Raw genomic sequence first — 24,810 nt, 5'->3', positions numbered from 1 at the left:
GAGGAGTGAGCTTGCGAGCCCCGCAGTCGCGAGCGGGAGGTTAGCTCCGTGAGGTTCCGGCGGGCGCCGGGGTGGCCGGCGGTGCTGGTGGACGGTCCGGTGGTGCTGCGGCCGTACCGTCGGTCCGACGCCCTCGCCTGGTCCGAGATCCGCCGGGCGAACCGGAGCTGGCTGGCCCCGTGGGAGTCGCATGTGCCGGGCAGTTGGGACGAGACGAACTCTCCGGCCGCGTTCCGGCTGGTCCACGCCGACCAGCGCAGGTCGGCGCGTACCGGAGACGGGATGCCGTTCGCGGTCTGCCTGCGCGAGGACGGGCGGGAGCGGCTGGTCGGGCACCTCAACGTGGGCAGCATCGTGCGGCGGGCGTTCTGCTCCGGGTACGTGGGCTACTGGGTGGACTCCCGGGTGGCCGGTCGTGGGGTGATCCCGACCGCCGTGGCGCTCGCCGTGGACCACGCGTTCGGCCCGGGCGGCCTGCACCGGATCGAGGTGAACATCCGGCCGGAGAACGTCCCCTCCCGGCGGGTGGTGGAGAAGCTGGGCTTCCGGGAGGAGGCCTACCACGTGCGCTACATGCACATCGACGGCGCGTGGCGGGACCACATCGGATACGCGATGACCGGCGAGGAAGTGGCCGCCGAGGGCGGCCTGCTGGCGCGGTGGCACCGCGTACGTGACACCCGGCGGTGACGCGTTCGGACCGTGACCGCCCGGCGCGGCGCACGGTGAACCTGGTCGGCGGCCCGTAACCTCAAGTAACTGCAAGCTGTGGCAAGCGCTGCCCGCCCGCACGATGTGCGCCGTTAACGACGGTCGACGGAAGAAGTTGCGGCCGTGTGGCGCTCGCCCCGAACTTGGTGACGGGAGGGGTGAGGGTGCCCACGTCGGTGCTCCTCGCCGTCCTCGCCGCCGCCGGTCTGCTCGCCCTCGCTCCGGCGCTGGTCCGCCGGTACGACGCCACCGAGCGGCTGGTGGCGGAGCGGGCGCAGTCGACGGCGCGGGTGCTCCAGCGCCAGCGTCGACGCCGCACCGTGCCCGGGCGGCGACCGCTGCACCCGCCGCGCGCCCTCGTGGTCACCCTCAGTGAAGACTCGGACACGGGCAGTCTCGCCCGGCCGGTCTCCGCGCCGCCCGTGCGGCGCCGCTCCGGCCGGCTCCGGCCCGTCTCGGCCGTCCCGGCGCAGTCCCGCCGACGGCACCCGCCCCGGCGTCGGCACACCCCCGCCGTCTACCGGCGTCGCCGGGTGCTCGCCGCGCTGCTGCTGCTCAACCTGGTCGAGCTGGTCGGCGTGGTGCTGGTCGGCCCCGGGTTCTGGATCAGCGTCTCGGTGACCGGCGCGTTGCTCGTCGCGTACGTCGTGCACCTGCGCCAGCGCGCCCTGGCCGAGCGCCGGCGGCGGCGCGCGGAGGCCCGGGAGGCCGCCTGGCTGGCCGCCCGCCAGGCCGAGGTACGCCGTGAGCAGGCCCGCCGAGCGGCGGCCCGGCGGGAGGCGCAGCGCCGGCTGGCCGCCCAGCGCGAGGCGGTCCGGCGTACGGCGATGGGCCTGGACCGCCCGGCGGACCTGCCCCCGGCCGCGAGCGGTGGCTCGGTGTCCTACCGACGGGCGGGTGGCCTGCGCGGCCGCCCCTACCAGTCCGGCCGCGGCGCCTGACCTCTCTTGATCGACTCCAGTTCGGGGAAGTGGCGGTGTCCCAGTGCGCCGGATGCCCCCACTTCCCCGACTTGGCGCTGCCGGGTCCGGTGGGGTGATTCGCGTGCCGGGTGCGCGACCTGTTAGCCTTGTCGCCGAACCGCCCGGTGCGAGCCGGGCGGGATCAACGCTGGTTCGCCGGCGGAGGGGCTGTGGCGCAGACCGGTAGCGCACCTCGTTCGCATCGAGGGGGTCAGGGGTTCAAATCCCCTCAGCTCCACCCAGTTCGAAGGCCGTTCCCGCTCGTCGGGGGCGGCCTTTTCGTTCGTGTGCAGCAGTGCGGGCCAGCAGCCGGTGATCGCTGGTCCGGCAGCGGTGTGGGGAGCGTCGTGAGGTAGATCCGCCTCTGCCCGTCGTGGATCGTGCAGCGCCGATGCCGACGGCGTTCCAGGTGCTCCAGGCCGCGACATTGCTCAGGGTGCTCGTCGAGTCGCCTTCAGGAGCGCGGATGGCTGCCGCGAGACGCAACGATGGCAATCGTCTCGCGGCAGCAGTCCGTCGCGCATCCGGCGACTCCGATCGTGCGTCGAATCAGCGGCCAGCGGATGCGTCGGCGGGTGAGGCCGATTGTCAGGTGGTGCACATCTGCCGTGTCTGCGAGAAGTACGTGTCCTGGTAGAAGAGGTCCGGCCAGTCCGGCGAGTAGGGATCCGAAAGATAGAAGGTGCCCAGACCCTGCACCGCCCTGCCGCAAGAGAAGGACCTGGTGGGGCCGAAGCATGCGGTCTCGTACCCGTTGCTCAGGAGCGTGTTGTTGCAGTAGGTCGTGTCTACCTGGTTGCCGCTCGTGATCAAATAGTTGATCGCATCGAACTTGATCGAGTTGCCGGAGTAGTTCTTGATGATGAGGGCGGGCTGAGTCAGGTTGCCGTTGACGATGATGCATACGGCCACGGTGACGGTTCCCGCGCGCTGGTTCAGGGTCCGGTAGTTGCACGTCCACTTGCTCGTCAAGGTGAATGACTGCCAGTTGGCGGACTGGGTCGCGGCGCTTGCCGCCGTGGACGTGGCCGCGACTGTGCCGGTGGAGAAGGTGAGGGCGGCGACTATGGCCGCTGCCAGCCGGAAGCGTGGTCGGCGGGAGCTGTTCCGATGGGTGGACACTAAACCTCGTCCTTCTCTCTGGAAACGCGCTCGAACAAGTGGCCGCATCGTATCGGCCGCCCTCGCTGTATGGGGGGCACTGTTTTCGCCGCAGGTACCACCGACGACCGCGAGGGCACTGTTGACAATGGCTGACGAAGCGATCAGGGCCCCCGCGGGTCTCATGTCGGCCCGCGGCTGTCGGCTCCGTCCGGCTGCCACAGCTGGACGACGTTGCCCTCCGGGTCGCGCAGGCTGGCGAACCGGCCGTTCGGGTACTCCTCCGGGTCGACCTCGACGGCGATGCCCGCGCCGCGGAGTTGGGTGACCATGGCGTCCAGGTCGGCGACCCGGAAGTTGAGCGACCAGGAGTGCTCGACACCGCCGACGTGCTCGGAGTTCGGAGGCATGGCCGCCAGGACGGTGCGGCCGGCCTGTTGCCACCAGGAGGAAACCTCGTAGGACTCCGGCGCCAGGTCGACCCCGAGGTGGGTGGCGTACCAGCGGTTGACCCGGTCCGGGTCCTGGGCGCGGAAGAAGACCCCGCCGATGCCCGTCACACGTTCCACTGTGTCTCCCCTCGATCGCGGTGTCCTCGCACCTTATGGGCGGGTCGTCGCGGCCGGTCGCTACCGCGCCGACCGCGATTGCTTCGCGAACGCCCGCCAACATCTATCAGCACCGATTGACAATGTTTGGAATCCAAACTTACTCTCGCGCTGGGCGGGTGCGCGCCCCGCCTGTCCCGTCCACGCGCACACCCCACCACGAAGGAATCCCGATGCTCGGCTTTTCCCGTACCGCGAACCGGGCCCGATTGCGGGTCGGCCTGGTCGCGGCGACCGCCGCGACGCTCGTGGCCGGCACCGCCCTCTTGGCGACCAACGCCCAGGCGGCGGCCGGCTGCCGCGTGAGCTACACGACCGCCAGCCAGTGGGCCGGCGGCTTCACCGCCAACGTCTCCGTCACCAACCTCGGTGACCCGGTCAACGGCTGGAACCTGCGCTGGACGTTCCCGTCCGGCCAGCAGGTCACCCAGGCGTGGAACGCCACGGTCACCTCCTCCGGCGCCCAGGTCACCGCCACCAACGTCAGCTACAACGCCGCGATCCCCACCAACGGCAGCGTCTCGTTCGGGTTCAACGGCTCCTGGTCCGGCGCCAACACCGCGCCGACCTCGTTCTCGCTCAACGGGGTGGCCTGCACCGGCGGCGTCGGCGGGACCACGCCGCCGCCCACCACCACGCCCCCGCCCACCACGCCGCCCCCGACCACCCCGCCCCCCACCACGCCGCCGCCGGCCGGCAACGCGATGGCGGCGGTGGCCGCCATGCAGCCCGGCTGGAACCTCGGCAACTCGTTCGACGCCGTCGGGGCCGACGAGACGGCGTGGGGCAACCCGCGGGTGACCCAGGCGCTGCTGGACAACGTGCGGGCGCAGGGCTTCAACAGCATCCGGATCCCGGTGACCTGGAGCAACCACCACGGCGGTGCGCCGAACTACACCATCGACGCGGCCTGGCTCAGCCGGGTACGCGAGGTGGTCGGCTGGGCCCTCGCGGACGGCTTCTACGTGGTGATCAACATTCACCACGACTCGTGGCAGTGGATCAACACGATGCCCACCGACCGCACCACAGTGCTGAACCGCTACAACGCGCTCTGGACCCAGATCGCCGCCGCGTTCCGGGACAGCTCGTCGAAGCTCGTGTTCGAGAGCGTCAACGAGCCGCAGTTCACCGGCAGCTCCGGCGACGCGCAGAACGCCAGCCTGCTCAACGAGCTGAACACCTCGTTCCACCGCATCGTCCGCCAGTCCGGCGGTGGCAACGCCACCCGGCTGCTCGTCCTGCCGACCCTGCACACCTCCGCCGAGCAGGCCCGGGTCGACGAGCTGACCAGCACGTTCAACTCCCTGAACGACCCGAACCTGATCGCCACCGTGCACTTCTACGGCTACTGGCCGTTCAGCGTGAACATCGCCGGCGGCACCCGGTTCGACGCGACCGTGCAGCAGGACCTGACCGACCAGTTCGACCGGGTCCACAACGCCTTCGTCACCCGCAACATCCCGGTCATCATCGGCGAGTACGGCCTGCTCGGGTTCGACCGCCACACCGGCACCATCGAACAGGGCGAGAAGCTCAAGTTCTTCGAGTTCCTCGGCCACTACGCGCGCAGCCGCAAGCTGACCACCCAGCTCTGGGACAACGGCCAGCACTTCGACCGGACGTCCTTCGTCTGGAAGGACCCCGAGCTGTTCGCGCAGATCAGGTCGAGCTGGACCACCCGCTCCGGCACCGCGTCCAGCGACCAGGTGTACGTGCCGCGCACCGGCTCGATCACCGCCAAGAGCCTGACGCTCAACCTGAACGGCACCACGTTCCAGGGGCTGCGCCAGGGCACCACCGACCTGGTCAACGGCACCGACTACACGATCTCCGGCAGCACCCTCACGCTCACCGCGTCCGCGCTGACCCGGCTGGTCGGCTCCCGGGCGTACGGGGTGAACGCCAACCTTCAGGCCCGCTTCTCCGCCGGCGTGCCGTGGCGGATCAGCATCATCACGTACGACCCGCCGGTGCTCGGCAACGCCACCGGCCCGGCCGGCGGGTTCACCCTGCCGGCGCAGTTCCGGGGCGACCAGCTGGCCACCATGGAGGCCAAGTACGCCGACGGCAGCAACGCCGGTCCGCAGAACTGGACGTCGTTCAAGGAGTTCGACGTGACCTTCGCACCGGACTACAGCAGCAACACGATCGCGCTGAAGCCGGAGTTCTTCGCGGAGGTCAACGACGGTCAGCGGGTCACCCTGACGTTCCACTTCTGGAGCGGCACCACGCTGACCTACCACGTCACCGAGTCCGGCGGCACCGTCACCGGCACGGTGAGCTGACCGCGACGGCGCGGCTCGCGGCGGTGGGCGTCGACACCGCCGGGAGCCGCGCCTTTCGCGCCGGCCGATGACTTTCCGGCCCGACGCCGGTCGACAGGGGCATGACCACACAGACGCTCCAGACACCCGAGGTCGACCTCGTCTACGACGTGCACGAACCCCGCGCGGCCGCCGGCGCGCACCGGCCCCTGTTCATGATCGGCCAGCCGATGTGCGCCGACGGCTTCACCGTGCTGGCCTCGCACTTCCCGGACCGCACCGTCGTCACGTACGACCCGCGCGGGCTCGGCCGCAGCGTGCGCAAGGACGGTCGCACCGACGCCGTGCCCGAGGTCCAGGCCGCGGACGTACGCGCCGTCGTCGACGCCCTCGGCGCGGGGCCGGTCGACATGTTCGCCAGCAGCGGCGGGGCGGTGACCGCGCTCGCCCTGGTGGCGGCGTGCCCGGGCACGGTGGCCACGCTGGTGGCGCACGAACCGCCGCTGGTCGCGCTGCTCCCCGACGCCGAGGCCGCCGCGCGGGCCACGGCCGCCTGCCAGGAGGCGTACGACAGGCACGGCTGGGGCGCCGGCATGGCCGCGTTCATGGCCATGACGTCCTGGCGGGGCGAGTTCACCGACGACTACTTCGCCCGGCCCGCGCCGGACCCGGCCGCGTTCGGGCTGCCGACCGCTGACGACGGCACCCGGGACGACCCGCTGCTCTCCGACCGGTCCACCGCGATCACCGGCTACCGGCCGGACGTCGACGGGCTGCGCGTGACGCGTACCCGGGTCGTCCTCGCGGTCGGCGAGGAGTCCGCGGAGACCCTCACCGCGCGCACGACGGCGGCGGCGGCCGAGCTGCTCGGCGGGCGGCCGGCGGTCTTCCCCAGCCACCACGGCGGCTTCCTCGGCGACCAGGGCGGCTACGCCGGCAAGCCGGACGAGTTCGCCGCCCGGCTCCGGGAGATTCTCGACGCCTCGGCCTGACCGGGCTCAGGCGCGGCGCAGGTCGGCGACCATGACCGGGTAGGGGCCCGCCGGCGTGTCCGGGTCCGCCTGGTCGGCGGGCACCACGTTCTCCATCCGCAACCGCACCGTCGTCGGGTCGGCGGCGTCGAGGGTGATCCGCCACCCCCAGCCGCCGCCGTACTCGGCGGACAGCTCGACCTCCGGCACCCCGCCCGTCGTGCCGGCGAGCGTCATCGCGGTGGGCTGCTGGTGCCACGAGTCGCCCCACCAGGCGGCCAGCGAACCCGGCTCGTCCCCGGCGGCGATCACGAGCAGCCCGTCCTGCGGCCCGTCCGTCGGGTGCGCCCACGAGTACGACACCGTGGTCAGGTGACCGCCGGCAGCCGTCGCCACGGTCAGCGTCGCGGGCGACTCGGCGAGCGGGTCGGCCGGCATCAGCCGGAAGCCGTTGGTGCCGGTCCAGGATCCGGTGGCGTCAGCGAGAACCATCGGGCCAGCATAGGGGCGAGGGAGCCGCCCGACCGTCCTCAGGCGAGTGTCGTACCGGGCTTCCGCGGGATCAGTCGCAGCCGATCCCGTCGCCGTCGCGATCCAGGTCGTAGATGTCGCTGCCGATGACCCGGACCGGACCGGTCACGTACGCCGGACCGTCGCCGCTGCCTCCGGAGCAGTCCACGTCGCTCGCGATCGGCACGCACGCTCCGCTGTAGTTCGGGTCGCACTGGCGCGTCTGCTTGGTGCCGACCGCGACCACCTGCGTGACCGGCTGCTTCGTGACCACGGACCGGAGCAGCTTCTTCGAGGTCTGCACCCCGTCGGTGACGGTCACCTGGTAGGTGAGGGTACGGATTCCCGTGACGCCGCGAGTCCGTACCTTCTTGGTTCCCTTCGCGAGGGTGGGGTCCTTGACCGTCCGGGTGGTATAGGCGATCTTCGCGGTCGAGGTGACGGTCCTGATCTGCACCTGAGGCGACGGAGAGGCGCTCGGGCTCACCTCGGTCGGGGTCGCGGTCGGCGTCGAGCTCGGTAGATCAACGACCGCCGGTGCCGGTGCCGCCGCCTCGACTTCGCTCGGCGCGGACGTGGTGGGTGCGGCATCCTTCTGGCCCGGTCCGCCCGGGGAGTCGGTGGCGGCGCCGATCGCCACACCGCCGCAGCAGCACAGCACGACCACGCCCGCGGACACGACCGCGACCTTGGCTCCGCCGGAGAGTCGGCGCCACCACGACTGCCTCGGCGCCGGGTACGTCGGGCCGAACGGAACGGGCCCGGGGTGATGCGGTGATGGGTTCGTCACGCACCACAGTCTGCTTGCGTCCGCAACGATTGCCAGCGGGTCAATCGGAGCGCTCCCAGGCGACGCTCCGGCAGCAGGTCAGAACGATGAGTCGCGGGATCCGGACCAATCGGCGGGACCCGTGACGCACCCGGCCGACCGGCGACTCCGGCCGGTAGGTCGCACGCCGCCCGCCCGTCCGACAGACACCCGGCCGATCAGCCCCGGCCGACCCCGCCCCACTCACCCCAATCGTCGCTTCCCGGGGGTGGGCTGCCGCAGATCTTGGTACGAAACGGCCCTCAGGGGGACCGTTTCGTACCAAGATCTCAAGCGGGCCGAGAAGGGATCAGCTGGAGAAGTCGTCCCGGGCGTCGCGGGCGTCTTCCTGGACGTGTTCGCCGGGACGATTGCCCCGGACCTCGTCCAGTTCCCGCACGCGGTCGGCCTCGGCGCGTTCGTCCCGGTTCAGGTTGCCCAGCTGTGCCCGCGCCGGGCCGGCCAGGTCCTCCAGGTCGTCCTTCGCACGCTCGACGCTCATCGCCGCCTCCCCGGATCGTCGTGCGGCCACCGTCGCCGCCTGTCCCGGCCGCGTCCCCGCTGGCCCGGTCGGCAAACCCGCGCACCCACGCGCCCGGGCGGCCCACCACGCACCCACGCGCCCGGGCGGCCCACCGCGCACCCACGCGCCCGGGCGGCGCGCCGCGCACCCACGCGCCAAGGCGGCACTCACCGCACCGGTCGGCGAGCCAGCGCGTCCGGCGCGTCCCCCCACGACTCCGGGCGTCCACCACGCCTGGTCCGGCGGTGTGAGGTGGGGACGGCTACCCGGGCGGCAGCGCGGCGGTCAGGTCGGCGGCGTGCCGCAGCGTATCGGCCAGCCGGTCGCGCAGATCCTCGTCCAGCGGCACCGCCCCGGCCCGGCGCAGCCACTCCCGCGCGTCCTCCGGCCGGTCGAGCACCAGGGCCACTTCGGCGCGGTAGACCAGCGCCTCGACGTGCGTGGCCGGGTCGTCGGCGGCGTCCGGGCGGGCCAGCGCGCCGTCGAGGATCCGGACCGCCTGATCCGGTCGGCCGCGCGAGTCGGCCTGCACCACGGCGTTGCGCAGCGCGCGGGCCAGCCCGCCCCGGTCGTCGGTGTGGGGCGCGGTGGCGCGGCCCACGAACCGGATCCAGTTGCCGCCGGGGTCGACGATGCTGAACCCGGAGTGCCCGTCCTGGTTGGCGCGGGGCCGGGGCCGGGTCATCCGGGGCACGCCGGAGACGAGCACTTTTCCGTAGGCGGCGCGCAGGCCCGCGGCGAAGGCGCGGTGGATGGCGACCAGGTCGTCCACCACGACCAGACAACTGCCGTACGAGGTGGCCGGGTCGAACTCGGGCATGCCGAAGAAGTGCAGGTTCAGGTCGTCCCGGCGCAGGGCCAGGTAGGGGTTCGGCCGCTCCTGCCGGTGCGTGACCTGGAAGCCGAGGGCCTGGTAGAAGGGCGCCACGTCGTCCAGGGAACGACACGGCAGCAGCGGGATCGTGGTCTCGTGGGCCATGCGCCGAGCGTGGCAACCGGCGGTGGGCACGTGCACATGGAAATGTCCGGACGGCCCGGCGGGACCGCCCGAACGGACACGGGGGCCGGCCCCGGGCGGGACCGGCCCCCGTTCGGGGTCACGCGGGGTCAGGGCTTCCAGGACCCGGCGGTACGCAGGTGGTGCTCGTACTCGACGACGCCGTTCTGGTCCTTCACGTCGAAGATCAGCTGGCCGCTGCGCTTGGAGCCGGCGGGCAGGTTGTTGCCCGAGGTCATCAGCTTGCCGCAGCCGGAGAAGGCCCCACCGATGCCGTTCTCCTCGGTGCCGTCCGCCGCCTTCCAGGTGAAGAAGAACGGGTTGATCGACCCGGTGCCCTTGGTGACCTCGGCGGTCACGTCGGCGATCAGGAAGGTGCCGTTCTTCGGGCCCGGCATGAATTCCCGGCACGCGGCGCTCTTGGTCCGGAAGTTGCCGACGGTGATCTCGACGGTGCCCTCGTCGTCGTTGACGATCAGCTTGTCGCCGGCGGGCATGTCGAAGGTCTTGTCGTCGGTCGTGCCCGGCTGCGGCGTGTTGGAGGTGTCGCCGGTCGGGGTGTCACCGATCGGGTTGCTGTAGGTGACGCCCGGAGTGGGCAGCGTGTCGATCGCTTCCTTGGTCTTCTTCGCGCCACTGTAGATCGCGAAGATGCCACCGCCGCAGCAGAGCAGCAGCATGACCGCCGCCACGATGCCGACCGTGATCCAGACGTTCTTGCTGGACTTCTTGGCCGGCGGCCCGAACGGCTGCCCCGGCGGGGGCGGGTACGGCCCGGACGCCGGGTACTGCCCGGGCGGCGGCGGGTAGGGCGGCTGCCCACCGGGCGGCGGGTAGCCACCCGGCGGCGGGTACGCGCCACCCGGTGGCGGATACGACGCGCCCGGGGCCGGCGGCGCGGGCGGGTACGCCTCGGTCGGCGCCGGCGGCTGGTACGACGGGTACGCCTCGGTGGGCGCGGCCGGCGGCTGGTACGACGGGTACGCCTCGGTCGGCGCGGGCGGCGGCGGGTACGGCGCGCCGGAGGTCGGCGGCTGCGGAGCGTACGGCGCGCCCGAGGTCGGCGGCGTGCCCGGGGCGGGCGGCGGCGCGTACGGGCTGCCCGACACCGGCGGCATCGGCGCGGTGGGAAACGCCTGTGTGGGCGGTTCCGGCGGCTGCTGGTTCGGGTCCTGCGACCCGGACGGAGGCTGAGGGTGGCTCACCGTACTCCTTGGGCACCTTCGGGATTTTCAGTCGGAACGACGGTACAAGCCGGCGGCAACCAGACCGTCAGGCCCTCACCGACGTGGCAGAACGGCGGCGGTGCGGACCAGATCGTCGTCGACCGCGAACCGACCGGTCATCGAGGGCGGCGGATCGGCCACCGGGGCGGCGGCGAGCCGGGCCGGCGCGATCTCCGCCCGGAACGTCCCCGCGTCGAGGTCGAGCGTGACCCGCGCGTCGGGGAAGCCCAGCCAGGTGCCGACGACCGGGTGCCAGATCTTGTAGACGGTCTCCTTGGCGCTGAACACCACCGTCGGCCAGGGCAGTCCGGCGGGCAGGCGGGCCAGCTCCGCCTCCTCGTCGGGAAGGCACACCTTCCGCCGTACGCCGGGGGAGAGTGCCCGGTGCCGCTCGGCGTCGATGCCGACCGCGCGCAGGTCGGCGGCGCGGGCGACGGCGGCGGCGCAGTAGCCCTCGGTGTGGGTGATCGCGCCGACCACGCCGGGCGGCCAGACCGGGGCGCGGTCGGGGCCGGCGGGCACCGGCGTGGGCGGCAGCCCGAGCGCGGTGAGCGCCCGGCGGGCGCACATCCGACCGGCGGTGAAGTCGCGCCGGCGGCTGGGCACCGCGCGGTCGCCCAGCCCGGCCAGCTCGGCCGGCAGCAGCTCGCCGGACCAGTCGGCCGGGCCGGCCACCGCCACGGCGACGGTGGACGGCAGCAGGTCACGCACGAGCGGCGGTGGGTGACGGGGACACTCGGTGAACGTACCGTAACGCGGGAGCGCGCTGCGGCGCTGAACCAACGTCGCGGGGGAGGCAGCGTCCACACACCACTGGTACGAACTGGAAGGAGTCGCCGATGACGCCCGGTGCGGAGGCGTCGGAACCACGGGCCGGCGAACATGTCCCCGTGACCCCCGACTGGACCTGCGGCTCGTGCGGCGACGACTGGCCGTGCGCCACGAAACGCCACCATCTGCTGCACGAGTACGAGGTCGACCGGGCGTCGTTGAGCGTCTACCTCGGCTCGTGTCTCGCCGCCGCCACGCACGACCTGCGCGCCGCGCCGGTCACCGCGCTCCAGGACCGGTTCATCGGATGGGTGCCCCGCGGCCCGCGGACGTTCTAAGCAGCCCGGCGCTCCCGGTGGCCGCCGCGTCGGGTTCACGGCGGCCACCGGTCGCGGTTCTAGGGGCGGCGGGGCCGGCGGGTGAGGGCGAAACCGGCCACGCCGGCCACGGCGGCGAGCACGCCGCCCACGCCGGTCCAGACCCAGCGCGAGCCGGCCTCGGGGAGCCAGCCGGTCAGGTCGGTCTCCTCCTCGGCCACCGGCTCGGGCGTCGGCTCGGCGGTCAGCAGCGTCCCGGCCCGCGTGTTCGGCACCAGGGGCGCGGCCAGCTCACCGTCGTCGCCGGAGGCGCCGCCGGAGTCGGCGGCGCCGACCAGCATGTCCACCTCGATCGGCAGACCCAGGTCCGGCTCGGGCAGGTCGGTGACGGAGAGCCGGACGTAGTAGGTGCCGGGCAGGGGGTCGCCCGACCACGGCTCAGCCCACGGCCGCACCCGCCGCAGCGTGCAGCCGAGCGTCACGCTGGTCGCCGCCGTGTCCGCGGTGGGGGTCTGCGCGCCGGCCGTGCAGGCCTGCCGGCGGCGCAGTCCGTCGAAGACGTCGACCGTCCAGGCGGACGCGCCGCTGCGTCGCTTGGGGAAGGTGACCGTGACGCCGACCTCGTGGACCTGGCCGGCGTCGGCCCGGAACGACCAGTACAGGTGGTCGCCGGTGGAGGCGCCCACCCGTACCGGCTGGCCGGCCGTGACGGTGGCGGCGGTGAGGAACGAGGTGCCGGCCTTGGTCACGGTGGTCGCGCCTGGCGACGGGCTGGGGGCGGCGAGGGCCGCGGCCGGGGTGAGGGCCAGGCCCGCGGCGGCCGCCGCCGCCGCGAGGCGAATCGGGGTACGCATCCTCAGTTCTCCCTCCACGTGGCCACCCACCAGCGGGTGAGCAGGCCGGCGAGCAGCCCGGTGACCAGGCCGGCCACGGCGAGCAGGAGCAGCAGGACCCAGCCTCGGCCGAGGTCCGGCCCGTCCGGGGCGGGGGAGGCGGCGACCACGTCCACGGTCAGCTCGACCGGCATTCCCGGCTCGGCCCGGGTGCCGGCCCGGGCCGCGAACGAGTTGCTGACCACCAGGCAGACGGTCCGCGCGGTCTGCGTCCCGCCGGGGGTCGGCTCCGGGCTCGCCGCGTCCTCCTCCTCGGCGGCCGACCAGCGCAGGCCGGCCGAGACCACGTCGGTACGCCCGCTGCCGGCGTCGACGCCGCGGACCAGTTCCCGCCCGTCCGGCGCGGTGGCCCGCAGCAGCACGCCGTAGTCCGGGTTGACCGGGCGGTCCAGCGCGACGCTGACCGAGGCGCGTAGCTCCTGCCCGGGGCGCACCGGCACGCGGTACCAGCGGTGCTCGGAGAACTTCTCCCGGTCGCTGTAGACGCCGGGTGCGAGCAGCGGCGCGCCGTCGCAGGCCGCCGCGCCGCCGACCACGGCCGGGGTGGCCGTGTACGTGTCCCGGGCCCGGTCGACCAGTTGCTTGATCCGGCCGGTCAACTCGTCGGCGCTCTGCGCCGCCGTGTACGTGCCGCCGGTCGCGCCGGCGATGCAGAGCAGCTGCCGGCGTACCTTCTCGTCCGGGGCCAGGCCCAGCGTGTCGACGACGAGCCGGGTGCCCTGGGCGGCCAGCTCGCGGGCGACCTCGCACGGGTCGGGCGGCGCGCAGGTGTCCTCGCCGTCGGTGATCAGCACGATCCGTCGGGCGGTGCTGCCGGTGCCCAGGTCCTGCGCGGCGGAGCGCAGCGCGAGCCCGACCGGGGTGAAGCCGGTCGGTCGCAGCCCGGCGACCGCGGCCTTGGCCGCCGCGCGGTCCACCGGGCCGACCGGCACGATCTGCTGCGTGTCCAGGCAGCCCTGTTTCTTGTCCTTGCCCCGGTAGGTCGCGCCGAGCACCCGGATGCCGAGCTGCGTCTCGTCGGGCAGGCCGTCGACCACCTCGTTGAACGCCTGCTGGGCGACGGAGATCCGGCTGCGCCCGTCGATGTCGCGGGCCCGCATCGAGCCGCTGACGTCGAGGACCAGCTCGACCTTGGGCGGCTCGGCGGCGGGTTCGGTGGTCTCGTCGTCGGCCCCGGCGGGGCTCGGACCGATCATCGCGGTCGCCGCCAGCAGTCCGATGAGGACGGCCGTCGATCGTCTCTTGTTGATCACCGGGCGAAGTGTAGTGAGATCCACTTAGGAAGATCATCCGGGTGGGCCCCTCCCCGGGCGCCCCTCCGTCGGCCCCGCTGAGCTTCCGGAATATGACCCACCGTTAGCTGCCCGATGTAAACCTTTCGGGGGGTGGCGCATTGGTCGGAAATCTGACCCGCCCGCACCCGTTGTGCCGCTGCCGGAGTGTGGTTAAGCTCTGTCTTGCGCGCCCCAATCGCCCGCTTCCCCCGTGGCAGGCGATCGGGGCGCGCTTTTTCGTGCCCCCGTTCGGCCGGGGTCAGATCCAGCGACCGTCCAGCCACATCCGGGCGGACCAGTCGGCGTAGGGCAGCAGCCGGCCGACGAACACCGGATAGAAGTAACCGAAGCAGAGCGCCACCAGCAGCACGTAGGCGCCCGCGATGATCCCGCCCACCAGTCGTCGGTCACCGACCTGCTCGGCGCTCGGTGGCGGCGCCGTCGCGGAAACCGGCGCGGGGGTCGCGATCGCGCCGAGCACGTAGACCACCGCGAGCACCAGGAACGGCACCGCCGGCGCGGCGTAGAACGAGAACATCGTCCGCCCGTCCAGCGCGAACCAGAACCAGGGCAGCAGGCCGGCGGCCACGCTGAGCAGGATGGCCCCGGCCCGCCAGTCGCGCCGGGCCAGACCCAGCCAGACGGTCGCGGCCAGCGCCGGCAGGAACGACCACCAGAGCAGCGGGGTGCCCAGCAGCAGCACCTCGGAGGCGCAGCTCGACGCGCCGCAGTTGCCGTCGCCGGACCAGTAGAACGCCACCGGCCGGCCGAGCAGGAGCCACTGCCACGGCCAGGACTGGTATTTGTGCGGGTCGTCGAGCTGCGTGTGGAAGCCGTACGCGGCCTTGTGGTATTCCCACAGATTGATCAGGGGACCGATGACCGGGGTGTCGCTCAGCCCGGGCGTGTTCGGGTAGCGGGCGGCCAGGCGGTAGTAGCCGTCGTCGCTGAGCAGCCACCCCGACCAGGTCGCCACGTAGGTGGCCACCATCAGCACGCCGGCCACCAGCAGCCAGGGCAGCTCGTCGAGGACCGCGTCCCGCCACGGGTGACGGACCCCGGCCGACCGGCGGACCCCGACCTCCCAGAGCAGCACCAGCAACGCGAACGCCGGCACGAAGTAGAGCCCGCTCCACTTCACCGCGCAGGCGCAGCCGAGCAGCACCCCGGCCGCGAACCGCCACCACGGCCAGTCCCGCCAGCCCGACGCCGGCCGCCCGGCCCGCCCCCGCAGCGTCGGGTCGAGACCCGCCTCCAGCGCCCGCGCCCACCGCCGCCGTCGGGCGTCCCGGTCGAGCACCAGCGCGCCGAACGCGGCCAGCACGAACAGCAGCAGGAAGATGTCGAGGATGGCCGAGCGGGACAGCACCAGGTGGAAGCCGTCCAGCGCGAGCAGCAGGCCGGCCGCGCAGCCGAGCACCGTGGACCGGAACATCCGCCGGCCGATGCGCACCAGCAGCAGCACCGACACCGTGCCGGCCAGCGCCGCGCCGAAGCGCCAGCCGAACTCCGGGGCGGTCGTCACGAGGTGTCCCGGCACGGAGATGTTGGTCTCCGCGTCCTGGTAGCCGAAGGCCCACTCGCCGAGCCCGATCAGCCACTTGCCCAGCGGCGGGTGGACCACGTACGACGGGCCGTTGTCCTTGTAGTTCCACTCGACCCCGCGGTCGATGAGCCCGTACGCGTCCTTGGCGTAGTAGGTCTCGTCGAAGATCTTGCCCGGCGGGTGGCTGAGCCCGACGAAGCGCAGGATCGCGGCGATCGCCACCACCACCCCGGTGGCCAGCCAGGCCTGCCCCCGACCGATGCGGTCGTCGACGGTGGCGAGCCGGCGGCGGACGGCGGCCGGGATCCCACCCCCGCCGGTGTCGCCCGGGGAGCCGGTGGCCCGGTCGTCGGGAGAAAGCTCGGCGTTCGCGCTCTGTGCTGTCGACGCACTCGTCACCCGGCGATCGTAGGCTGCGAGGGTGCCCGGTGGCGTACGTCGTCTCCGAAATTGGTACGACCGTCGATGAGGGAGCGCACGCCGTGGGTGAAATGTCCGAGGTTGGGCGACTGGTGCTGCTCGGTGCGCCACTGGGCAACCCGGCCGACGCGTCCGCCCGGTTCCGCGAGGCGCTCGCCACCGCCGACGTGGTCGCCGCCGAGGACACCCGGCGGCTCACCCGGCTGGCCCGCGACCTGGACGTCACGGTGCCCGGCCGGATCGTCTCCTACTTCGAGGGCAATGAGGAGCGGCGTACCCCCGAACTGGTCGACGTGCTGACCGCCGGCTACACGATCGCCCTGGTCACCGACGGCGGCATGCCGAGCGTCTCCGACCCCGGCTACCGGCTGGTCCGCGCCGCGCTGGACGCCGGTGTCCCGGTGACCGCGGCCCCCGGGCCGAGCGCGGTCACCACCGCGCTGGCGCTGTCCGGGCTGCCCTGCGACCGGTTCTGCTTCGAGGGTTTCCTGCCCCGCACCCCTGGCGCCCGACGGTCCCGGCTGCGCGCGCTCGCCGCCGAGGAGCGCACGCTGGTGCTCTTCGAGGCGCCGCACCGGATCACCGGGGCGCTGGCCGACCTGGCCGAGGCGTTCGGCCCGGACCGGCCCGCCGCGCTCTGCCGGGAGCTGACCAAGACCTACGAGGAGGTGGTCCGCCGGCCGCTCGGCGAGTTGGCCGAGTGGGCCGCCGCGGGCGACGTGCGCGGCGAGATCACGTTGGTGGTGGCCGGCGCGTCACCGCAGCCGGCGGCCCGGCCGGACGACGAGACGCTGCGCGCCGCGGTCGACGAGCGCGAGGCGGCCGGGACGTCCCGGCGGGACGCGATCACCGAGGTCGCGACCACGTACGGGCTGCGTCGCCGCGAGGTCTACGAGATCGTGCACCGCTGATCGGCGGCCCGCCTCACCAGGCGGCGGCGAGGAAGCCGACGGTGATCAGCAGCGGGCCGGCCAGCGCCAGCCCCACCGCCCAGCGCCGCTGCCGCTCGTCCGCGAGCCGGGTGGCGCCGGTCCACCGGGGGATCGCGGCGGCGCAGCCCGCCACCAGGGCCAGCCCGAGCAGCCACCGCAGGTGCCGGCCGGGCCCGGTGTCCGCGTAGGCGGTGGAGCCCTGCGGCCCGGTCATCCGGGCGGGCAGCGTGCTGCCGGTGGCGGTGCGACCGGCCGGCACGCCGCTGACCCGCACGCCGTGGGCCTGGAACCGGTCGCCGTCGGCCAGGAAGATCCCCCGGCAGCGCTGGGTGAGCCCACCCCCGACACACTCGGTGATCATCACCGTGCCGCCGGTGGAGTGCCCCACCGCCAGCCAGAACGGCCCGGCGCTCACCCAGGCGAAGAACGCGGCGAGCAGGCTCAGCGTCAGCAGCGCCGCCAGACCGGCGGGCGGATCCGGCGGGTGGGCCGGGCGGGCCGGCTCCCGGCGGGCGCGGGGGCGACCGGTCCGGCGACGCGGTTCGTCGCGCAGGGGCGTGCCGTCCCAGTGCACCTTCTCGATCGGCGCCCAGACGGCGGCGTCGTCGCCCGCCGGCGCGCCCCGGCGTTGCCACCGGGGCTGCCGCACCGGCACCCGGCGGGGCACGGCGTCCACCGGCGCCCCGGTGGTCGGCTCCACCTCGACCGGCGGGTCCGTCGGGTCGAGCCGGGGCTGCGGGGCGACCGGCGCGCCGGTCGCCGGCCGCGCGGCCGCCGACGGCTCCGGTGCCGCTGGTCTACTGGTCACGACGTTCATTTCACACCGCCGCACCGGGCTCGCCGGGCAGCTCAGGCCGCGTGTCGGCGACAAATCGGGCGTACGGCGGGAACGGCCGGCCTATTGGTTCGCGGGTGCCCCGGAGCACTCACTAGGCTTGACGCTCATGAGTCACGTTCTCGCCGCGGTCGCCTGGCCCTACGCCAACGGCCCGCGCCACATCGGCCACGTATCCGGATTCGGCGTTCCCTCCGACGTCTTCGCCCGGTACATGCGGATGGCCGGCCACGACGTGCTCATGGTCTCGGGCACCGACGAGCACGGCACCCCGATCCAGGTGCAGGCCGACGCCGAGGGCGTCACGCCGCGCGAGCTGGCGGACCGCTACAACCGGGTGATCGCCGAGGACCTGCGGGCGCTGGGCCTGTCCTACGACCTGTTCACCCGGACCACCACCCGCAACCACTACGCGGTGGTGCAGGAGCTGTTCACCGGGCTCTACCGCAACGGCTACATCGTCCCGAAGGTCACCACCGGGGCGATCTCCCCGTCCACCGGCCGCACCCTGCCCGACCGCTACATCGAGGGCACCTGCCCGATCTGCGGCTACGACAGCGCGCGCGGTGACCAGTGCGACAACTGCGGCAACCAGCTCGACCCGATCGACCTGATCAACCCCAAGTCCAAGATCAACGGCGAGACGCCGGAGTTCGTGGAGACCGAGCACTTCTTCCTCGACCTCCCCGCCCTGGCCGACGCGCTGCGGCAGTGGCTCGACAGCCGGGACGGCTGGCGGCCCAACGTGCTGCGCTTCTCCCGCAACCTGCTCGACGACCTCCAGCCCCGGGCCATCACCCGCGACCTGGAGTGGGGCGTGCCGATCCCCCTCGACGGCTGGCAGGACCGGTCCGACAAGCGGATCTACGTCTGGTTCGACGCGGTCATCGGCTACCTGTCCGCCTCCATCGAGTGGGCCCGCCGCTCCGGCGACCCGGAGGCGTGGCGCAGGTGGTGGTCGACCGACGGCGAGGGGAAGGACGCCCGCTCCTACTACTTCATGGGCAAGGACAACATCGTCTTCCACTCGGTGATCTGGCCGGCCCTGCTCGGCGGCTACTCCGGCGAGGGTTCCCGCGACGGCGAGCCCGGCGACCTGGGCCGGCTCAACCTGCCCACCGAGGTCGTCTCCAGCGAATACCTGACCATGGAGGGGCGGAAGTTCTCCTCCTCCCGCAAGGTGGTCATCTACGTCCGGGACTTCCTGGAGCGCTACGACGCCGACGCGCTGCGCTACTTCATCGCGGTGGCCGGCCCGGAGAGCAACGACACCGACTTCACCTGGGCCGAGTTCCTCCGCCGCAACAACGACGAGCTGGTCGCCGGCTGGGGCAACCTGGTCAACCGGTCCGTGTCGATGGCGGCGAAGAACTTCGGCGCGATCCCGCCGGTCGACCCGGCCGGGCTCACCGACGCCGACCGGGCGCTGCTGGACACCGCCCGCGCCGGTTTCACGGTGGTCGGCGACCTGATCGCCCGGCACCGGCAGAAGCAGGCCATCGGCGAGGCGATGAAGGTCGTCGCCGAGGCCAACAAGTACCTGTCCGAGCAGGCGCCGTGGAAGCTCAAGGGCGACGACGACAAGCCCCGGATGGGCACCATCCTGCACGTCGCGCTCCAGGTGGTCAGCGACGCCAACACGCTGCTCACCCCGTTCCTGCCGCACTCCGCCCAGAAGATCCACGAGCTGCTCGGCGGCACCGGCACGCACGCGCCGATGCCGGTCATCGAGGAGGTCGACGACCTCGACGGCGGGCCGGCGTACCCGGTGCTGACCGGCGACTACACGGTCGGGGCGCGCTGGGAGTCCGTACCCCTGGAGGTGGGCCGGCCGCTCGCGGCGCCGAAGCCGGTGTTCCGCAAGCTCGACCCGTCCGTCGTCGACGAGGAACTGGCCCGCCTCGCCGGCTGACCGCGTACGCGTGACCGCGGCCCCGGGGGATCCCCGGGGCCGCGGTTGTCCGCCCGGTCAGGCGGTCGCCATGCTCGGCTTGCCGATGAACTCCATGATGGCCTTGTTGACCTCGGTCGGATGCGTCCACGGCGTGCCGTGCGGCGCGCCCTTGAGCGTGACCAGCTTGGCGTCGGACAGCATGTTCACCAGCCGCTGACCCGTCACCGGGTACGGCAGCACGTTGTCCTTGTCGCCCTGGATGATCAGCACCGGCACGTCGATGTTCGGCAGGTCACCGCGGAAGTCGGTCTGCCAGGCGTCCACCGAGTCGTGGGTGCCCTTGGCCGACGCCTGCGCGCCGATCTGCCAGTGCGCGTGGTAGGCCTCGTCGCTGACCAGCTTGCCCCGGTTCTCGCTGGCGTTGAAGAACGCGTCGCAGAACTGGGTCAGGTAGGCGAACCGGTCCTGGATGATCGCCTTCTGGAACCCCTCGAACAGGCTCTTGTCGACGCCCTCCGGGTCGTCGGGCGCCTTCAGCAGATACGGCGCCAACGGGGCCATCATGACCGCCCGGTCCACCCGGTCCGACCCGTACGCGCCCAGGTAGCGGGTGACCTCACCGGTGCCCATCGAGTGCCCGATCAGGATCGCGTTGCGCAGGTCCAGCTCGGTCATCAGCACGTCGAGGTCGGCGGCGAACGTGTCGTAGTCGTAGCCGAAGGCCGGCTGCGCCGAATTCCCGAAACCGCGCCGGTCGTACGTGATCACCCGGTATCCGGCGGCGAGCAGCGGACCGCTCATCTTCTCCCAGGTCGCCCCGTTGAACGGGAACCCGTGGATCAGCACGATCGGCTGACCGGAGCCGTGATCCTCGTAGTACAGGTCGATGGGTGCGGAATTCTCCGTACCGACGGTGACGAAAGGCATGTCGGAAACATCCTCCTGCGTGGGGCCTCGGACGCCCACGCCTTCCCGACCAGCCGCCGTCTATGCGCCCCGCTGCGGATACGGCAGATCCACCACCCGGTCGTCGGCCAGCTCCGCGCCCGGCGCCCACACCTCGTAGACACCCCGTTCGTGACACTGCGCCCCGGTCGCTGCCACCGCGTCCGGATCCGGACGGGACAGCCGCAACCGCGACCACCCCGCCTCCTCCCGCAGCACCAGACAGGGGACCCCACGCCAGGACGCCGTGCGCAGCCGCCGCGCCGCCGCCTCCACCGGATAGCGGGCCGCCCGGGTCATCGCCAGCACCCGAAACCCGCCCGGCTGGTCGGCCACCGCCTCGTACTCCGTCCCGCCGTACGCGCCGACGAGCTGGGTGGAGCGCGGCGCGTCACCGGTCGGCACGTACTCCTGGTCGGCGGAGAGACCGGGCACCGCGGCCAGCAGGTGCCGCCACTGCGGGCCCGCCAGACGCAACCAGCCGCGCTGCTCCGCCTGGTAGGTGTAGAGCACCACCTCCACCCCCTCGGCCGGATAGGCCAGCAGCGTGGCGTTCGCCGGCATCGGCAGGTCGGCGAAGTCCCGGGTGACGAACTCCGGGACGAGCTGGGCGTTGCTCGGCACGAACCCGGTGCCCAGCACCGGCGGGCCGAGCCGGTCCCGCGGCGGCAGCGCGGTCAACCCCCGGTGGGCCGCGCCGACCGGGACGTCGTAGTCGGCCGGGTCGGCGGCCCGCCAGCGCAACGCGTACGCCACGTCGCCGCCCTCCGGGTCGCCGCGCAGCACCGCCATCCCCGCCGGCGTCCGCAGGTGCGCCACGTCGTGCTCCCGGTAGCAGAAACCGTGCGGCAGCCAACCCCGCACGTAACCGGCGAGCTGCCGCGCGGACAGCACCTTCACCATCCGGGTGCCCGGCCGGATCACCGCCGACGCCCGCACCGCCGCCAGCGTCGGGTCGCCGGCCGCCCCCGGCTGCTGGCTGAGCTGGTGCACGTACGCCCAACCCCGGTCCCGGTGCAGCGGCATCAGCAGCGGCGGGTCCGCGTCCTCGCTCGGCTCGGCCGCCCCGTGCACCGCGCCCACCTCGGTCGCGTGCACGAACCTGCGCCACGGGTAGGCCAGCCCGGGCCGGGGGCACCACTCGAAGCCGGGGGCCTCGTCGGCGCTGAACAACTCGTACGCGGCGCCCCGGGCGATCTCCTCGGCCGGGTGCACGCGACCGTCGTACGTCACGCGCAACCCGGTCCGCTCGGAGGCGGCCCCGCCGGTCTGGTCGGTGACGGTCACCCCGGGACGCTAAGCCGGCCAGATGTTGACCGTGTGAACAGCCGGTGGCGGTCCGGGAACGTCGGCCCCGGCGGGTGTGTGATGCTGGCCGCGATGACCGAGCAGACCGAGACCCGCAAGCAGCGCGCCGCCCGCCGCGCCGGCGAGTTCCCGCCCGCCCCCGAGCCGCTGCCCCGCCCCGTGCTGGACAGCCACACCCACCTCGACATCACCGTCGGCGAGTACGGGACGCCCGGCGGCGCCACCACCACCGGCGACGACCCGGTCGCCGCCGCGATCGCCGTCGCCGCGCAGGTCGGGGTCGACCGGCTCGTCCAGGTCGGCGTGGACGTCGAGTCGTCCGGGTGGGGCGCCGACGTCGCCGACCGGTACGCCCCGGTGCTGGCCACCGTGGCGCTGCACCCCAACGAGGCGCCCCGCCTGGCCGACCTCGACGAGGCGCTGCGCGAGATCGAGGCGCTGGCCGGCCGGGACCGGGTCCGGGGCGTCGGCGAGACCGGCATGGACTTCTTCCGCACCGGCGACGCGGGGCGGGCCGCGCAGGAGGAGAGCTTCCGCGCGCACATCGCCATCGCCAAGCGGCACGGCAAGGCGCTGGTCATCCACGACCGCGACGCCCACGCCGACGTGCTGCGCATCGTCGACGACGAGGGCGCGCCGGACACCGTCGTCATGCACTGCTTCTCCGGCGACGCCGACTTCGCCCGCGAGTGCGTCCGCCGCGGCTTCCTGCTCAGCTTCGCCGGCACCGTCACGTTCGGCAGCGCCGCCGCGCTGCGGGAGGCCGCCGCCGTCACCCCGCCGCAGCAGATGCTGGTGGAGACCGACGCCCCCTACCTCACCCCGATGCCGCACCGGGGACGGCCGAACGCGTCGTACCTGATCCCGCTGACCGTCCGGTTCCTCGCCGAGACCACCGGCGCCGACCTGGACACCCTGTGCGCGGCCATCTCCACCAACGGTGACCGAGCATTCGGCCCCTGGTGAAAGGAGGGGGCCCTTCTTAACACCAGGCGATAAGAAGGGGCCCCTCCTAACGGCAACACCCAGGCGCTTACGCTACGGGGCGTGACCGGACTCCTCGGCCCGGCGGAGATCCGGGAACTCGCCGCGCGGCTCGGCGTCACGCCGACCAAGAAGCTCGGCCAGAACTTCGTGCACGACCCGAACACCGTCCGCCGGATCGTCACCGCCGCCGGGCTGACCCCGGACGACGTGGCGCTGGAGGTCGGCCCCGGGCTCGGCTCGCTCACCCTGGCCCTGCTGCCGGTGGCCGCGCACGTGCACGCCGTGGAACTCGACCCGACGCTCGCCGCCGCGCTGCCGGAGACCGCCGCCCGGTTCGCCGGCCCGGACGCCGCCCGGCTCACCGTGCACCACGCCGACGCGCTGCGGGTCACCGCCGCCGACCTGGCCGACCCGGCGCCCACCGCGCTGGTGGCGAACCTGCCCTACAACGTGGCCGTCCCGGTGGTGCTGCACCTCCTCGCCGAGCTGCCCACCCTGCGCCACGGCCTGGTCATGGTGCAGAAGGAGGTCGCCGACCGGCTCGTCGCCGGACCCGGCTCCAAGGTCTACGGCATCCCCTCGGTCAAGCTCGCCTGGTACGCCCGCTCCCGCTCCGCCGGCAAGGTCCCGCCGAACGTGTTCTGGCCGGTGCCCAACGTCGACTCCGGCCTGGTCGCGTTCACCCGACGCGAACCGCCCCGCCCGGACGTACCCCGGTCGGCCGTCTTCGCCGTGGTCGACGCCGCGTTCGCCCAGCGGCGCAAGACGTTGCGGGCCGCCCTGGCCGGTTGGGCCGGCGGCGCGGACCGGGCCGCCGCGGCGCTCACCGCGGCCGGTGTCGACCCGGGCGCACGCGGCGAGTCACTCACCGTGGAGCAGTTCGCCGCCATCGCCGCGTCGGCCCCGGACGCCTCCGCCGGCGCCCAGTAGGCTGGCGCCGTTGCCCGACCCCGCCGAGGAGCTGACCGTGCAGAAGCCGTTCGACATCCGCCTGCGCCCACGGGAGCTCACCCGGTGACCGAGGCCTGGCGACCGGAGGACGAGGACGGGCAGCGGCGCGGGGCCAGCGGTCCGGTCAAGGTGCGGGTGCCCGCCAAGGTCAACCTGCATCTCGGGGTGGGACCGCTGCGGCGCGACGGCTACCACGAGCTGAACACCGTCTACCACGCGATCTCCATCTACGACGAGCTGACCGCCCGCCGCGGCGACACGCTCACCCTGACCATGGAGGGCGAGGGCGCCGGCGAGCTGGCCCTGGACGACTCGAACCTGGTGATGCGGGCCGCGCACGCCCTCGCCGGCTACGCCGGTGTCGCCCCGCACGCCCGGCTGCACCTGCGCAAGCAGATCCCGCTCGCCGGCGGGCTGGCCGGCGGCAGCGCCGACGCGGCCGCCGCGCTGGTCGCCTGCGACGCGCTCTGGGGCACCGGCCTGTCCCGCGACGAACTGGCCGGCATCGCCGCCGACCTCGGCTCCGACGTGCCGTTCCTGATCCACGGCGGCACCGCGCTGGGCACCGGCCGGGGCGAGGCGGTCAGTCCGGTGCTGGCCCGCCCCACCTCCTGGCACTGGGTGGTGGCCGTCGCCGACGGCGGCCTGTCCACCCCGGCCGCCTACCGCGAACTCGACCGGCTGCGCGACGCCGGCACTGCCGGCGAGCCGCTGGGCAGCACCGACGCGCTGCTCGGCGCGCTGCGGCAGCGGGACCCCCGGGTGCTGGGCGCCACGCTCGGCAACGACCTGCAGGCCGCCGCGCTGACCATGCGTCCCGCCCTGGCCGCGACGCTCAAGGCGGGCGAGGCCGCCGGCGCGCTCGCCGGGATCGTCTCCGGCTCCGGACCGACCTGCGTGTTCCTCGCCGCCGACGCCGCCGACGCCGGACGGATCGCCGCCGAGCTGACCGCCGCCGGGGTGTGCCGGGAGGCACGGGTCGCCCACGGCCCGGTCGCCGGCGCCCGCGTCGTCTGACGCCCCGTACCCTTGACCCAGGCGTCCCGGCCCCCG

Annotated in this window: 24 protein-coding genes and 1 tRNA gene; 11 read left to right on the top strand and 14 right to left on the bottom strand. The window is 73.4% G+C overall.

The annotated features are described in order from the left end of the window. Positions 1-48 precede the first annotated feature (48 nt). The 3 genes from GA0070622_RS29790 (at position 49) to GA0070622_RS29780 (ending at position 1,911) form a co-directional block, all read left to right on the top strand. Positions 49-690, top strand: a complete 642-nt coding sequence (locus GA0070622_RS29790; protein ID WP_091582591.1) for a GNAT family N-acetyltransferase — start codon at positions 49-51, stop codon at positions 688-690. Between the two features lie 179 nt (positions 691-869). Then, entirely contained in the window at positions 870-1,652 is a 783-nt protein-coding gene (gene sepX, locus GA0070622_RS29785; RefSeq protein WP_176558730.1) for a divisome protein SepX/GlpR, read from the top strand. Positions 1,653-1,837: 185 nt separating this feature from the next. Continuing rightward, positions 1,838-1,911, top strand: a tRNA-Ala gene (locus tag GA0070622_RS29780). A 350-nt stretch (positions 1,912-2,261) separates the two neighbouring features. Here the strand turns inward: GA0070622_RS29780 and GA0070622_RS29775 are convergent. Together GA0070622_RS29775 and GA0070622_RS29770 are read right to left on the bottom strand one after the other, a co-directional pair. After that, positions 2,262-2,795: a hypothetical protein gene (locus GA0070622_RS29775; protein WP_091582585.1), complete on the bottom strand. Its 534-nt coding sequence runs from the start codon at positions 2,793-2,795 to the stop codon at positions 2,262-2,264. A gap of 161 nt (positions 2,796-2,956) precedes the next feature. Next, positions 2,957-3,343, bottom strand: coding sequence for a VOC family protein (locus tag GA0070622_RS29770; RefSeq protein ID WP_091582582.1), 387 nt, complete (start codon positions 3,341-3,343; stop codon positions 2,957-2,959). 212 nt (positions 3,344-3,555) lie between these two features. Between GA0070622_RS29770 and GA0070622_RS29765 the strand changes: the two genes are divergently transcribed. Beyond that, positions 3,556-5,670, top strand: a complete 2,115-nt coding sequence (locus GA0070622_RS29765; RefSeq protein WP_091582580.1) for a cellulase family glycosylhydrolase — start codon at positions 3,556-3,558, stop codon at positions 5,668-5,670. A 101-nt stretch (positions 5,671-5,771) separates the two neighbouring features. Continuing rightward, positions 5,772-6,641 carry an alpha/beta fold hydrolase gene (locus tag GA0070622_RS29760; RefSeq protein WP_091582577.1) on the top strand — a complete coding sequence of 290 codons (870 nt, stop codon included), beginning with the start codon at positions 5,772-5,774 and terminating at the stop codon, positions 6,639-6,641. Between the two features lie 6 nt (positions 6,642-6,647). Here GA0070622_RS29760 and GA0070622_RS29755 read toward each other — a convergent pair whose 3' ends face one another. The 6 genes from GA0070622_RS29755 to GA0070622_RS29730 all read right to left on the bottom strand — a co-directional run bounded on the left by GA0070622_RS29755 (position 6,648) and on the right by GA0070622_RS29730 (position 11,395). Then, a complete protein-coding gene (locus GA0070622_RS29755; protein WP_091582574.1) occupies positions 6,648-7,112 on the bottom strand; it encodes a hypothetical protein in 465 nt (154 codons plus the stop codon). Positions 7,113-7,182: 70 nt separating this feature from the next. After that, positions 7,183-7,587, bottom strand: a complete 405-nt coding sequence (locus tag GA0070622_RS33330) for a G5 domain-containing protein (protein ID WP_245666903.1) — start codon at positions 7,585-7,587, stop codon at positions 7,183-7,185. Positions 7,588-8,248: 661 nt separating this feature from the next. Continuing rightward, complete coding sequence (locus tag GA0070622_RS29745; RefSeq protein WP_091582568.1) at positions 8,249-8,440, bottom strand: general stress protein CsbD; 192 nt, start codon at positions 8,438-8,440, stop codon at positions 8,249-8,251. A 283-nt stretch (positions 8,441-8,723) separates the two neighbouring features. Then, a complete protein-coding gene (locus tag GA0070622_RS29740; protein ID WP_091582565.1) occupies positions 8,724-9,440 on the bottom strand; it encodes a VOC family protein in 717 nt (238 codons plus the stop codon). A 128-nt stretch (positions 9,441-9,568) separates the two neighbouring features. Beyond that, complete coding sequence (locus GA0070622_RS29735; protein WP_091582562.1) at positions 9,569-10,663, bottom strand: DUF4352 domain-containing protein; 1,095 nt, start codon at positions 10,661-10,663, stop codon at positions 9,569-9,571. Positions 10,664-10,738: 75 nt separating this feature from the next. Beyond that, positions 10,739-11,395, bottom strand: a complete 657-nt coding sequence (locus tag GA0070622_RS29730; protein WP_091582559.1) for a 4'-phosphopantetheinyl transferase family protein — start codon at positions 11,393-11,395, stop codon at positions 10,739-10,741. A gap of 179 nt (positions 11,396-11,574) precedes the next feature. On the opposite strand from GA0070622_RS29730, the gene GA0070622_RS29725 reads away from it, so the two are divergent. Continuing rightward, positions 11,575-11,793, top strand: coding sequence for a hypothetical protein (locus GA0070622_RS29725; RefSeq protein ID WP_342672788.1), 219 nt, complete (start codon positions 11,575-11,577; stop codon positions 11,791-11,793). A 59-nt stretch (positions 11,794-11,852) separates the two neighbouring features. Here the strand turns inward: GA0070622_RS29725 and GA0070622_RS29720 are convergent, their stop codons facing one another. The 3 genes from GA0070622_RS29720 to GA0070622_RS29710 form a co-directional block, all read right to left on the bottom strand. Then, the gene (locus tag GA0070622_RS29720; protein ID WP_091582550.1) at positions 11,853-12,626 is read right to left on the bottom strand and encodes a peptidase; all 774 of its coding nucleotides are present in this window, start codon (positions 12,624-12,626) and stop codon (positions 11,853-11,855) included. Between the two features lie 2 nt (positions 12,627-12,628). Continuing rightward, positions 12,629-13,918: a VWA domain-containing protein gene (locus tag GA0070622_RS29715; protein ID WP_091582545.1), complete on the bottom strand. Its 1,290-nt coding sequence runs from the start codon at positions 13,916-13,918 to the stop codon at positions 12,629-12,631. 280 nt (positions 13,919-14,198) lie between these two features. Further along, a complete protein-coding gene (locus tag GA0070622_RS29710; protein ID WP_091582541.1) occupies positions 14,199-15,884 on the bottom strand; it encodes a dolichyl-phosphate-mannose--protein mannosyltransferase in 1,686 nt (561 codons plus the stop codon). Positions 15,885-15,976: 92 nt separating this feature from the next. On the opposite strand from GA0070622_RS29710, the gene rsmI reads away from it, so the two are divergent. Further along, a complete protein-coding gene (gene rsmI, locus GA0070622_RS29705) occupies positions 15,977-16,816 on the top strand; it encodes a 16S rRNA (cytidine(1402)-2'-O)-methyltransferase (RefSeq protein ID WP_369700188.1) in 840 nt (279 codons plus the stop codon). 13 nt (positions 16,817-16,829) lie between these two features. Here the strand turns inward: rsmI and GA0070622_RS29700 are convergent, their stop codons facing one another. Beyond that, the gene (locus GA0070622_RS29700) at positions 16,830-17,654 is read right to left on the bottom strand and encodes a hypothetical protein (RefSeq protein WP_245666901.1); all 825 of its coding nucleotides are present in this window, start codon (positions 17,652-17,654) and stop codon (positions 16,830-16,832) included. Positions 17,655-17,781: 127 nt separating this feature from the next. On the opposite strand from GA0070622_RS29700, the gene metG reads away from it, so the two are divergent. Beyond that, positions 17,782-19,584 carry a methionine--tRNA ligase gene (metG, locus tag GA0070622_RS29695; protein WP_091582532.1) on the top strand — a complete coding sequence of 601 codons (1,803 nt, stop codon included), beginning with the start codon at positions 17,782-17,784 and terminating at the stop codon, positions 19,582-19,584. Positions 19,585-19,641: 57 nt separating this feature from the next. On the opposite strand, the gene GA0070622_RS29690 is transcribed toward metG, so the two are convergent. Both GA0070622_RS29690 and GA0070622_RS29685 read right to left on the bottom strand, forming a co-directional pair. After that, positions 19,642-20,493, bottom strand: a complete 852-nt coding sequence (locus GA0070622_RS29690) for an alpha/beta fold hydrolase (RefSeq protein WP_091582528.1) — start codon at positions 20,491-20,493, stop codon at positions 19,642-19,644. A gap of 60 nt (positions 20,494-20,553) precedes the next feature. After that, positions 20,554-21,798, bottom strand: a complete 1,245-nt coding sequence (locus GA0070622_RS29685; protein WP_091582525.1) for a hypothetical protein — start codon at positions 21,796-21,798, stop codon at positions 20,554-20,556. Between the two features lie 81 nt (positions 21,799-21,879). Here GA0070622_RS29685 and GA0070622_RS29680 point away from each other — a divergent pair, with 81 nt between their 5' ends. The 3 genes from GA0070622_RS29680 (at position 21,880) to GA0070622_RS29670 (ending at position 24,774) form a co-directional block, all read left to right on the top strand. Next, on the top strand, positions 21,880-22,785 hold the full coding sequence (locus GA0070622_RS29680) for a TatD family hydrolase (protein ID WP_091582520.1): 906 nt from the start codon (positions 21,880-21,882) through the stop codon (positions 22,783-22,785). Between the two features lie 81 nt (positions 22,786-22,866). Continuing rightward, positions 22,867-23,736, top strand: coding sequence for a 16S rRNA (adenine(1518)-N(6)/adenine(1519)-N(6))-dimethyltransferase RsmA (rsmA, locus tag GA0070622_RS29675; protein WP_091582517.1), 870 nt, complete (start codon positions 22,867-22,869; stop codon positions 23,734-23,736). Between the two features lie 84 nt (positions 23,737-23,820). Next, positions 23,821-24,774: a 4-(cytidine 5'-diphospho)-2-C-methyl-D-erythritol kinase gene (locus GA0070622_RS29670; RefSeq protein ID WP_091582514.1), complete on the top strand. Its 954-nt coding sequence runs from the start codon at positions 23,821-23,823 to the stop codon at positions 24,772-24,774. The last annotated feature ends 36 nt before the right edge of the window (positions 24,775-24,810 follow it).

Origin of the sequence: Micromonospora sediminicola, assembly GCF_900089585.1 — a bacterium.
Lineage (GTDB): Bacteria > Actinomycetota > Actinomycetes > Mycobacteriales > Micromonosporaceae > Micromonospora > Micromonospora sediminicola.
Note: the sequence above shows the minus strand (reverse complement) of the source record. Positions and strands in the feature narration are given on the sequence as shown.